The sequence below is a fragment of the Nocardioides sp. AN3 genome (assembly GCF_054653495.1).
Genome location: NZ_BAAIGC010000017.1, coordinates 97,214 through 108,381, shown reverse-complemented (window position 1 = coordinate 108,381; position 11,168 = coordinate 97,214). Strand labels below are relative to the sequence as shown.

General features: G+C 69.6%; 9 protein-coding genes. 5 read left to right on the top strand and 4 right to left on the bottom strand.

The genetic code is table 11. The annotated features are described in order from the left end of the window. Window positions 1–62: 62 nt before the first annotated feature. From ACYQ1K_RS18215 to ACYQ1K_RS18200, 4 genes are all read right to left on the bottom strand, one after another. On the bottom strand, window positions 63–557 hold the full coding sequence (locus ACYQ1K_RS18215; RefSeq protein ID WP_459984669.1) for a hypothetical protein: 495 nt from the start codon (window positions 555–557) through the stop codon (window positions 63–65). 719 nt (window positions 558–1,276) lie between these two features. Beyond that, window positions 1,277–1,792: a hypothetical protein gene (locus tag ACYQ1K_RS18210; protein ID WP_459984668.1), complete on the bottom strand. Its 516-nt coding sequence runs from the start codon at window positions 1,790–1,792 to the stop codon at window positions 1,277–1,279. A gap of 3 nt (window positions 1,793–1,795) precedes the next feature. Further along, entirely contained in the window at window positions 1,796–2,074 is a 279-nt protein-coding gene (locus ACYQ1K_RS18205) for a type II toxin-antitoxin system TacA family antitoxin (protein WP_459984667.1), read from the bottom strand. Window positions 2,075–2,255: 181 nt separating this feature from the next. Further along, window positions 2,256–3,542 carry an HNH endonuclease gene (locus tag ACYQ1K_RS18200; protein ID WP_459984666.1) on the bottom strand — a complete coding sequence of 429 codons (1,287 nt, stop codon included), beginning with the start codon at window positions 3,540–3,542 and terminating at the stop codon, window positions 2,256–2,258. Between the two features lie 179 nt (window positions 3,543–3,721). On the opposite strand from ACYQ1K_RS18200, the gene ACYQ1K_RS18195 reads away from it, so the two are divergent. The 5 genes from ACYQ1K_RS18195 (at window position 3,722) to ACYQ1K_RS18175 (ending at window position 11,168) form a co-directional block, all read left to right on the top strand. Next, entirely contained in the window at window positions 3,722–5,479 is a 1,758-nt protein-coding gene (locus ACYQ1K_RS18195; protein WP_459984665.1) for a glycerol-3-phosphate dehydrogenase/oxidase, read from the top strand. Window positions 5,480–5,580: 101 nt separating this feature from the next. Continuing rightward, window positions 5,581–7,197 carry a succinic semialdehyde dehydrogenase gene (locus tag ACYQ1K_RS18190; protein ID WP_459984664.1) on the top strand — a complete coding sequence of 539 codons (1,617 nt, stop codon included), beginning with the start codon at window positions 5,581–5,583 and terminating at the stop codon, window positions 7,195–7,197. Continuing rightward, window positions 7,194–9,005: a GMC oxidoreductase gene (locus tag ACYQ1K_RS18185; RefSeq protein ID WP_459984663.1), complete on the top strand. Its 1,812-nt coding sequence runs from the start codon at window positions 7,194–7,196 to the stop codon at window positions 9,003–9,005. Before ACYQ1K_RS18190 ends, ACYQ1K_RS18185 begins: the two co-directional genes overlap by 4 nt. A gap of 255 nt (window positions 9,006–9,260) precedes the next feature. Next, on the top strand, window positions 9,261–9,863 hold the full coding sequence (locus ACYQ1K_RS18180) for an antibiotic biosynthesis monooxygenase (RefSeq protein WP_459984662.1): 603 nt from the start codon (window positions 9,261–9,263) through the stop codon (window positions 9,861–9,863). 135 nt (window positions 9,864–9,998) lie between these two features. Further along, complete coding sequence (locus tag ACYQ1K_RS18175; RefSeq protein WP_459984661.1) at window positions 9,999–11,168, top strand: glycosyltransferase; 1,170 nt, start codon at window positions 9,999–10,001, stop codon at window positions 11,166–11,168.

Sequence of the window (11,168 nt, the reverse complement as noted above, 5' to 3'; positions counted from 1 at the left end):
CAGACATCGGATCCACGGAGGCTCACAGCTGTGTGTGGAGTTGCTGGTTCGTAGCGGGACGTTCACCTTGCCGTTGACGCTGGATGGGCGAGTTCGTCGGCCACAGCGCAGCCTTCGCTGAGGCCAACCTCGTCCATCCGGATGGTGACGCGGGCGCCATCGACCTGCGGAACGACGAGAGTGGGATGGCCACCGGCAGCAAGCTCGTCCGCGAATGCTTCGCGCAGACCGACAAGCCGTTCCCAGTCGGCCAGCCAGGCGGTGGCCGGTTGGTCGTTCTGAAGACGGTCCGACCCGACCGCACGGATCTTCGCGACCATCATGGTGATTGCCGCATCCTGGACGCGTATTGCCGTCGCGACATCAGTCGGCGAGGCAGCGGCCGCTGGCGCCGCGTCTCGAACGGAGCGGGCCATCTGCTCGCACGCAGGGTCCGCCACGTTGATCACAGCCGGGTCATCGAGTACGCCAAGGTGATCGGCGCTCGTATAACGATGGAGGATGACGCCGACTCCGACCAGTCCGCCGACGATGAGGATGCCGACGACGCTGATCACGACAGGCAGTGCGCGCGATGGACGCAGCTCCGGTCGAGGCGGGAGCGGTGGCGCGCGAGGCGGATCCCATCCGCGAAAGGTCACGAGCGAAGCATGACGGATTACTCGTCATCCCAGGACGGAGAGGCCGAATTGTGACCAGACTTGCGGTGTGAGAGGCCCCTGCCGAGAAGGTGAACCCATGTCATCGCGGCAGACGTCCCGTTGTGCGCGCCCTGTCGCGGCGGTGTGAGGCACTTGGAGCGTCGAGCGGGCCGCGGCTCCGGTTGATGACCTTGGCCTCCTCTCCCTCACTGCGAAGGCGGGCCAGAGCGATGTTCGGGCTGCTCGGGTGAACGAGTAAGCGCCGCCTGTCGGTCACGCGTCCACATGCCCAGCCGCCAACCGCCCAACGCCGCGAGAACCAAGACGCCGAAAACCCGAAGCCGGAGAACGCGTGCGTCGAAGTCGTCAAAGGCGAAGACCTCCGCGACGAAGAACAACGCGCCCCCGAAGGGAACCAGGAACTGGGAAGGCGTCACCGGTCGCCGCACCGCAAAGCTTAGGTTCACACGGGGAACCATACGGCCGTGGGCGCGGGAATCGTCGGACAGGAGCGGATGCGGGCCGCGCGAAGCTCCTGTCCGCACATGGGATCTGGTAATTCGGCCCGACGGAAACGCGGCGGCATGGGACACAATGGCATGGCCGTCAGTGGCGACGCCTTGGTGCGCGAGCAGTCAATCAGACCAGGCGTCGACGTCGGCCTCGAGGTCGCCGAACTTTCTCACCAACCTCAGCGAGTGATCGCCGATCATCCGTGTGAAGCCGTAATACTCATAGAAGGTCGCTGCCTCGTCGTCGAGCGCGTCGACCACGAGGTAGCGAGCTCCCAAGTCGCGACTGACACTCAGAACACGCTGAAACACGTCATAGAGCAACTGGCCGCCGAGTCCGCGACCATGGAGTGACCGGTCAAGTGCCAGCTTTCCGAGCAGTATCGACGGAATCTTGTCCGGCATTCCTCGGTGGAGACGACGCGGTAGGTCCTCGGCCACGATCTCGTGCGCGGAGAGTGTGAAGTAGGCGCACACCGCGGCGTCGCCGTTGTTGTGCCACACGAAGACCTGCGCGATCCGCTTCGCTTGTGCCGTCTTGGCATGCTCGATCAACCAACGATCGAGCGAGGGCTTGCCAGAAGTGAACGCATCGGTCGAAAACTCGTCCGAGAACTGGGTGGAGATGAACTCGATCACAGGCTACGTCTGCTTGAAGGCCCGCTGGGATCTCGCGACACGCCGCATTGCTTCATTCGGCCTGGGCGGTTCGCTGAGGGCTTTGAAGAGCGAATCAAAATAGTCGCTGGGGACAACGGATGCTCGCGCCAATACGTCCTCGGCCCTTGCTTCGGCCGCGGCGAGAACGAAGTCTGTCAGCGTTTCGTTCTCGACTTCTGCCGCGTAGCGAAGTCGCTGCTCGACTTCCGCGCGGACGCGGAAGTGCAGTCGTTCGGTTGCGGGTCGTTCCGTCCGTGTCATCCTGTCAACACCCCCTCTGTACGCCAACTGTACACACGGCAGGGAAGATCGTCCACGGCTTTCTTTAGTCGGCCGGCCGACACGGCATGGCAACGGTGCAGTGCGTCACTCTGGGCGCGATGGGCGCCCAGCTGCCGTCGCTATCAGTTGCCTGACCAACGACTCAGCGCATGTTGCCGGCTCAGCAACGCTTGTTGATGCGGATGCGTCCGGGTCGCAGGCGGGTGACGATGTAGTCGGGATGGTCGGCGAGCGTGTGGTGGCGGGGGCAGAGGAGGGCGCCGTCGGCGACGTTGGTGGGGCCGCCTTCGCTCCAGGCAATGAGGTGATGGGCGTCGCTGCCGATCCCGGGACGAGTGCAGTGCTGCACGGCGCAGGTGCCGTCTTGTTGGATCAGCATCGCCAGTCGCAGCTTCTTCGGGTGCAGCCGCCGTTTGCGGCCCAAGTCGAGGACCTCCCCGTCCCCGCCCATCACGGCGGGGATGATGCCAGCTTGGGCGGCGAGCTGGCGGGCCAGGCCGGGGCTGATCTGGTGGCCGGTGTCCAGGTGCGCGGCACGCAGGCCACCCATCAAGGTGGCCAGGTCCATCATCACCACCACAGTCGGGTCCGAGCCGCCGAGCTTCGGCAGCTTGCCGGTGGGGATCCGGTCGATCAGCTCGATGAAGGCATGACCGCGCCGCTCCTCGGCCCCCAGCTTCGCGCCGGTCTCGGGGTCCTTCTCGGCGATGGGGTCGGGCCGGTTGGGATTGAGGATCGACTCGAGCATCCGTTGCAGCTTGACCCCGGACATCAGCGGGATTCGAAAGGCTCCTTCGGTGGTGGCGGTCTGCTCGTTGTGCCGCAGCCGGAAGAACGCCTCGCGTGCGGCCTTGGCCTCGGCACGGGCCAGCTGCTCGGCCAGGCGCTGGTCGGCGCCCTCGGGATCGATGACCTCCTCCAGGTGCGCGGCCAGCCGGCGCAGCGCCTGGGTGTCGTGCACGTGGGCTTCACCGGCCAGGTGGGTCTCGGCCTGCTCGCGCAGCACCGGGTCGACCTCGACGGGCAGCGCGTCGACGGCCTCGACGACGACCGCCGCGGAGGCGACCGGGAACGACCCCGCCGCCAGCGCCTCAGCGGTGAGGGGGTGCTGCTCGAGCGCGCGGGCGAGCTTGACCTGGCGCCGCCCGTCGGGCGGCGCCAGCCGGGCGTGCTCGCGCAGCCATGCCACCATGTGGGGCTGGGCGTCATGAGTGGCCACGTCGGACCGGTCGGCCTGGGCCAGCAGGGCCAGCTTCAACCGGGCCAGGCGCGCCTCCGCGGCGTAGGCCTCCCTCAACGACTCCGACAGCTCCTCAGGACTCAACGCCCACAGGGTCTCAGTGCCGACCTGATCCAGCACCTCACCCAGCCGGCCGGTGAACCGGTGGACCTGATGCGACCGCGTCGAGACGGGCCGACGGGGTGGCTCCGGAGAAGGAGAGGTCATCAGGGCTCCACGGACAGCAGACGGACAAGTCAGCAGATCGACGTGGAGGGACCGGCGAACCGGGACGACCTGAATGTATTAGAACACATATTCGATTCGATTGGCAAGAGGAAGCCGGAAAGTTCGGGAGTTCACCGCGACGCAATCCGATGCTCCTGCGCGCCTGACAGACTGACGACATGAGCCGGCCGTCACTGACCCCTGGTGCACTTGGACCGCTGGCCCGGGACGCGGCCTTGGCGGCGATGACGGGGAGCGCGGGCGAGGCGGAGCTCGACGTGCTGGTCGTGGGCGGTGGCGTCGTCGGGGCGGGCGTCGCGCTCGACGCTGTCACCCGTGGGCTCTCAACGGGGCTCCTCGAGCAGCGCGACCTCGCCTCAGGGACGAGCAGTCGCAGCTCAAAGCTGATCCATGGCGGACTGCGCTACCTCGAGATGATGGACTTCGCCCTCGTCCGTGAGGCGCTCACCGAGCGTGGCCTGCTGCTCACCCATCTGGCTCCGCACCTGGTCCGGCCGGTGCCGTTCCTCTACCCGCTCACCCATCGGGGCTGGGAGCGCGCGTACGTCGGCGCCGGGCTGGCGCTGTACGACGGCATGGCCGCGCTCGGCCGGATCGGACACGGAGGGGGCGCCGGGCTGCCACGTCACCGGCATCTGACGCGGCGCGGCGTCGCGCGGATCGCGCCGGACTTCCGCGCCGAGACGGTGACCGGCGCGCTCCAGTACTTCGACTGCCAGGTCGACGACGCCCGACTCGTGACGACGATCGCCCGCACGGCCGCGCGGCATGGCGCTCACATCGCCACCCGCGTCCGCGTCACCGGGTTTCTCCGCGAGGGCGAGCGTGTCGTGGGTGTGACGGCCCGCGACCTGGAGGCCGGGCCTGGTCTGGACCTCGAGATCAGGGCACGGGTGGTCGTGAACGCCGCCGGCGTCTGGACCGACGAGATCCAAGAGATGGTCGGCGGTCGGGGCGCGCTGCATGTGCAGGCCTCCAAGGGCGTCCACCTCGTCGTGCCGCGCGACCGGATCCGCAGCGAGTCCGGCTTCATCGTGCGCACCGAGACGTCCGTCCTCTTCGTCATCCCGTGGGGGCGGCACTGGATCATCGGGACCACCGACACGGACTGGAACCTCGACAAGGCGCACCCGGCCGCGTCCAGGGCCGACATCGACTACATCCTCAGCCACGTCAACGCCATCCTGCGCGAGCCCCTCGACCATGAGGACGTCGAGGGCGTGTATGCCGGTCTCCGCCCGCTCCTCGCCGGGGAGTCCGAGCCGACCAGCAAGATCAGCCGCGAGCACACCGTGGTCACGCCCGTGCCGGGGCTCGTCATGATCGCCGGCGGCAAGCTGACGACGTACCGCGTGATGGCCAAGGACGCCGTGGATGCCGCCGGGCACAGCCTGCGCGCGACCACGAACGTGACGCTGCGCGAGTCGATCACCGACAAGGTGCGGCTGCTCGGCGCTGACGCCTATGAGGCCCGCGCCAACCAGCGGGTCCTGCTCGCCCGGCGTTCGGGGCTGCATGTCGCTCGGATCGACCACCTGCTCGGGCGGTACGGCGGCATGATCGACGAGATCCTCGATCTCATCGCCGAGCGCAGGACGCTCGGCGCCCCGCTGGCCGGTGCGGAGGACTACCTGGCCGCCGAAGTGGTCTACGCCGTGACCCACGAGGGGGCGAGGCATCTCGACGACGTCCTCACGCGGCGCACGCGCATCTCGATCGAGACCTTCGACCGTGGCGTCTCGGCCGCCCCGGGCGTCGCCCGGCTGATGGCGGCTGAGCTGGGCTGGTCGCCCGAGACACTGCGCGACGAGATCGACCACTACCTCCGCCGCGTCGAGGCGGAGCGTCAGTCCCAGCTCATGGCGACCGACCAGGAGGCGGACGAGGCGCGCGTGAAGGTGACCGACATTGTGTGACCTACGGGCGGCGGCCGCCGTAAAAGTTCCTGCGACTCGTGTCACGGAAATAGTGCTACCAACGGGTAGTCGAGGGCAGATCGGTCACCTAGTCTCGGAGCATGTCCGCTTCTGACCCCGACAACCGTCCCCTCGTCGAGGGTCCGCGCGACCCGGAGCACGACGCGACGGCGTCGTACGCCCTGGAGCCCGGCTATGTCGCGGCGCTCACCGACCGGATCGTCGCGAGCTCGGGGGAGACCCATGAGGTGCTCTCGCCGATCGATGGGGCACCGCTCGCGCATGTGCCGCAGTCCAGCGAGGCCGACATCGTCGAGGCGTTCGCGCGTGCCCGTCGGGCGCAGGAGCGGTGGGCGCGGGCGTCGTACGCCCACCGTCAGGAGCTGCTGCTGCGACTGCACGACCTCGTGCTCGACCGGCAGGCCGAGATCATGGACCTCATCGTGCTGGAGTCCGGGAAGGCGCGGAAGCACGCGTTCGACGAGCCGCTGCACATCGCGCTGACGGCGCGGTACTACGGACGGACGCTCGCGAAGCTCCTCGAGGCGGAGCGCAAGCCGGGGGTGTTCCCGGCCTTCACGCGCGTCGACGTCAACCATGTCCCGAAGGGCGTCGTCGGCGTCATCTCGCCATGGAACTATCCCTTCACGATGGCACTGTGCGACGGGCTCGCCGCCATCGCCGCCGGCAACGCGGTGGTGGCCAAGCCGGATGCCCAGACCATGCTCAGCGCGCTGCTCGGCGCCGAGCTCATCGAGGAGGCCGGCTTCCCGCGCGACCTCTGGCAGGTCGTCGCCGGACCCGGCCCGCGGGTCGGCGGCAGCATCGTCGAGAAGGCCGACCATGTGTGCTTCACCGGCTCGACCGCCACCGGCCGGATGATCGCCCACGGATGCGCCGAGCGGCTCATCGGCTGCTCCCTCGAGCTCGGCGGCAAGAACCCGATGCTGGTCCTCGCCGACGCCGACATCGAGCGCGCCGCCGAGGGCGCCGTGCGCGCCGTCTTCTCCAACGCAGGCCAGCTCTGCGTCTCGATCGAGCGCCTCTTCGTCGCCGACGCCCTCTACGACCGGTTCGTCGACCGCCTCGTCTCGCGGGTCGAGGCGCTCTCACTCGGTGCGGGCCTGTCGTGGGACATCGACATGGGGCCGCTCGTCAGCCAGGACCAGCTGGACAGGGTGACCGCGCACGTCGAGGACGCCATCGACAAGGGCGCTCGGGTGCTCACCGGCGGGCGGGCGCGGCCGGACCTGGCGCCGTACTTCTTCGAGCCGACGGTGCTCGAGGGCGTCACCCCCGAGATGACGTGCTTCGGCCAGGAGACGTTCGGGCCCGTCGTCAGCCTCTACCGCTTCGGTGACGAGGCCGACGCGATCGCGCGAGCGAACGAGGGTGAGTACGGCCTCAACGCCTCGATCTACAGCCAGGACGGCGCCCGGGCCCGCGGGATCGCCCGGCAGGTCAAGGCAGGCACGGTCAACGTCAACGAGGCGTTCGGCGCGACCTTCGCCAGCCTGGCGGCGCCGATGGGCGGCATGCGCTCCTCGGGCCTGGGCCGGCGCCAGGGTGCGGAGGGCGTACGGCGCTTCACCGAGACCCAGGCCGTCGCCACGCAGCGTCTGCTGCGCATCGCGCCGATGCTGGGCATGTCAGACGAGGCCTATGCCAAGACGATGACCGGCTGCCTGCGCGTGCTCAAGAAGCTCGGACGCGCATGAGCGGAGGGCAGGTGGCCGGCGGGCACTATGACGTCCTGGTCATCGGCTCGGGCTTCGGCGGCTCCGTCAGTGCACTGCGCCTGACCGAGAAGGGCTATCGGGTCGGTGTCCTCGAGGCGGGGGCGCGGCTGGACGACAGCGACTTCGCGGCCACGTCCTGGGATCTGCGCCGGTTCCTGTTCAAGCCGGCGCTCGGGTGCTACGGCATCCAGCGCATCGACATGGTGAAGGACTGCCTCATCCTCGCCGGGGCAGGCGTGGGTGGCGGCTCCCTCGTCTACGCGAACACGCTCTACGAGCCGCTGGACCCGTTCTACGACGACCCCTCGTGGTCCCACATCACCGACTGGCGACGCGAGCTCGCGCCCTACTACGACCAGGCCAAGCGGATGCTGGGCGTGGTCGAGAACCCGCATGTCACGCCGGCCGACCGCGTCATGCAGCAGATCGCCGACGAGATGGGTGTGGCCGACAGCTACGTCCAGGCGCCCGTGGGCGTGTTCTTCGGTCAGGAGGGCTCCGCGCCCGGGACGACGGTCGCCGACCCGTTCTTCGGCGGTGCCGGGCCGGCCCGCACGACCTGTCTCGAGTGCGGCGAGTGCATGGTCGGCTGCCGCCACAACGCCAAGAACACGCTCGTGAAGAACTACCTGCACCTCGCCGAGCAGAACGGGGCCGTGATCCACCCGCTCACCACGGTGACGCGGGTCGTCCCGCGCGAGGCGGCCCGAGGTGGTGGCTACGAGGTGCACACGCGCTGGACCAAGGCCAAGCTGCGCCGCCGCGCCGCGACCAAGGTGTTCACGGCCGACCAAGTGATCTTCAGCGCCGCCGCGATCGGCACGCAGCGCCTGCTGCACAGGCTCAAGCTCACCGGCGACCTGCCGGCCATCTCCGACCGGCTCGGCGAGCTCACCCGCACCAACTCCGAGGCCATCCTCGGGGCCATCGCGCCCGACCTGAGCACCGACTACACCGAGGGCGTGGCGATCACCTCCTCGATCCACCCCGACTCCACGACGCACTTCGAGCCGGTCCGCTACGGCAAGGGCTCCAACGCGATGTCGCTGCTGCAGACCGTCCTGACCGACGGCGGCCCGGGACGCAAGCGCCGGTGGCTGCACGAGATGTGGACGCAGCGCGCCAACATCTCCCGCCTCTACGACTTCCGGCACTGGTCGGAGCGGATGGTCGTGCTGCTCGTCATGCAGGCGCTCGACAACTCGATCACGGTCTTCCCCAAGCGCACGCCGTTCGGCATCCGGCTCTCCTCGAGGCAGGGCCACGGCCAGCCGAACCCGACCTGGATCCCGGCGGCCAACGAGGGCGCGCGCCTCATGGCGAAGGCCATGTCGAACGAGGCGGGGGAGGGGTACGCCGGCGGCACCATCGGCGAGCCCTTCGACATGCCCATGACGGCCCACTTCATCGGCGGCTGTGCCATCGGCGACTCGCCCGAGACGGGCGTCGTCGACCCCTACCAGCGCCTCTACGGCTACGACGGCCTCCACGTCGTCGACGGCTCCGCGATCTCGGCCAACCTCGGTGTCAACCCGTCCCTGACCATCACGGCGCAGGCAGAGCGTGCGATGGCGTTCTGGCCCAACAAGGGCGAGCCCGACCCGCGACCGCGGCTCGGGGCGTCGTACGTCCCTGTGGCGCCGGTGCGGCCCGCCCGGCCGGCTGTTCCCGAGGCGGCGCCGGGGGCGCTGCGCCTGCCGATCGTGGAGGTGTCGAACGCACAGGGTCGGACGCACCGCGCGAGGGTCGCCGAAGAAAGTTCAGGGATTTCTTCGGGGAGGACGTAACCGGGTCTGCCGCCCGTCGTTGAGGAGGGCGGACCCGGGACTTGCTCCCTCCCTTGGATGTCCGGGTCTCGAGTCCGCGCATGCGTGGGCGATCAGGGCCCGGCCACCCTCCCTCCCCGGCCGGGCCCTGGTGCATTTCTCGAGGCTCGGCGACACGTCGGTGCGCGGGCTATGGCGCCCCCGAGTCAAGGCGAGTACACAGAGAGGACCGGCGGTGCCGGTCGGGCACTGCCCTGTCCCAGAGAGGAGTGGGCCGTGTACGCACGTTCCACGACGTTCCATGGCAGGCCCGGCAGCGTTGACGCAGGCATCGCGTACGTCAAGAACGAGGTCTGGCCGATGCTCGAGAAGATCGACGGATGCATGGGTCTCTCGATGCTGGTCGACCGCGAGACCGGACACTGCATCGCCACCAGCTCGTGGCAGAGCGAGGAGGCCATGCGGGCCAGCGATGCGGAGCTCCGCCCGATCCGCGACCGTGGCCGCGACATCCTCGGCGCCACCATGGAGGTCGACGAGTGGGAGATCGCGCTCATGCACCGGTCTCATCACGGCGAGTGCTGTCGGGTGAGCTGGCTCGACGGCGACCTCGACGCCCTCGGAGAGACGTTCCGCATCGGCATCCTGCCCGAGCTCGAGCAGACCGCCGGATTCTGCGGCGCGAGCCTCTTGGTGAGCCGGTCCAGCGGACTCGGCTGCGCGACCACGGTCTGGGAGACGCGAGCCGCGATGGAGGCCAGCCGCACGGCGGCCGACGAGATGCGTCAGCGGGCCGCGGACGAGTCGCGCGGCATCATCGCCGCCGTACACGAGTTCGAGCTCGCCTACGCTCACCTGCACGTCCCCGAGATGGCCTGACGGCCCGTCGTCACACGCCTGAGCCCGCCCGCGAGCGGGCTCGGGCCACGACGCGGTCCTGGCCTCCGCGGGGGCGGGGAGTTTTCCCCCAGGCAGGCGTTGCCGGGCCGGGAGCCTCGGTGGGACCGTCGGGGAGTGCGGATCCTGTTCTCGACGACGGCGAACGACGGCCACTTCGGGCCGCTGCTGCCGTTCGCGCGGGCATGCTCGGAGGCAAGGCACGGCGTGCGGGTGGCGGCGCCCGCGTCGTACGCCGCCGCGCTCGCGCGTGCCGGGCTCCCGCACGAGCCGTTCGCCGATGCCCCGCCCGAGCTCGTCGGGCCCGTCATGGGTCGCCTGCCGAGCCTGTCGGTCGACGAGGCCAACGACGTCGTCCTCCGCGAGGTGTTCGCACGGATCGACGCACAGGCGGCGCTGCCGGCGCTGCTGGCGACGGTCGAGCGCTGGCGTCCCGACCTGATCGTGCGTGAGTCCGCCGAGCTCGCCTCGCTGGCGGTCGCCGAGCGCGCCGGCGTGCCGCACGCACATGTCTGCATCGGCATGCGGAAGGTCGCCGCCCGGTTCGCCGAGACGATCGGTGAGCCGCTGGAGGAGCTGGGCCGGCTCGCCGGTCTCGCCGAGGGCCGGTTGGCGACCGCGCTGGCCGACGAGACCGTCCTGAGCCTGGTGCCGGAGATGCTCGACCTCGTCGACGGTGAGACGTCGCTCGACGGCGACGCCTTCCGGCGCTTCCACGACCCGGTCGCCGCGGTCAGTGCGCCACGCTCTCCCGACTGGGGAGACGTCGACCGTCCGCTGGTCTACGTCACCTTCGGCTCCGTCACCGGCTCCCTGCCGCCCTTCGCAGGGGTCTTCCGCGAGGCGCTCGACGCGCTCGCCGACATGGATGCGTCCGTGCTCATGACGGTCGGACGCAAGGTCGACCCCCACGATCTCGACCCGTGGCCGTCGAACGCGCGGGTCCTGCCGTGGGTGCCCCAGGAGGACGTGCTCGCCCATGCGGCCGCCGTCGTCGGCCACGGCGGCTTCGGCACGACGATGGGTGCCCTGGCGGCAGGCGTCCCGCAGGTCGTCGTGCCGCTGTTCTCCTTCGACCAGGTCGTCAACGGCGACCACGTCGCCGCGGTCGGCGCCGGGATCACCACCCCCCTCGGGCCGGGCGCCGTGACCTCGGCGGCGGAGCAGGTGCCTCGGCTGCTGAAGGATCCGGCGTACGCCGAGTCGGCTCGGCGCGTCGCGAGCGCGATGAGGGCGCTGCCTCCTCCGGCCGAGGCCGTCTCCGTCCTCACCGGGTTGGCGGGCTGA

Excerpts from the sequence above, each read along its gene's own strand:
- ACYQ1K_RS18200 (WP_459984666.1), bottom strand. The coding sequence starts at position 3,542 with ATGACCTCTCCTTCTCCGGAGCCACCCCGTCGGCCCGTCTCGACGCGG.
- ACYQ1K_RS18185 (WP_459984663.1), top strand. The coding sequence starts at position 7,194 with ATGAGCGGAGGGCAGGTGGCCGGCGGGCACTATGACGTCCTGGTCATC.
- ACYQ1K_RS18195 (WP_459984665.1), top strand. The coding sequence starts at position 3,722 with ATGAGCCGGCCGTCACTGACCCCTGGTGCACTTGGACCGCTGGCCCGG.
- ACYQ1K_RS18205 (WP_459984667.1), bottom strand. The coding sequence starts at position 2,074 with ATGACACGGACGGAACGACCCGCAACCGAACGACTGCACTTCCGCGTC.
- ACYQ1K_RS18190 (WP_459984664.1), top strand. The coding sequence starts at position 5,581 with ATGTCCGCTTCTGACCCCGACAACCGTCCCCTCGTCGAGGGTCCGCGC.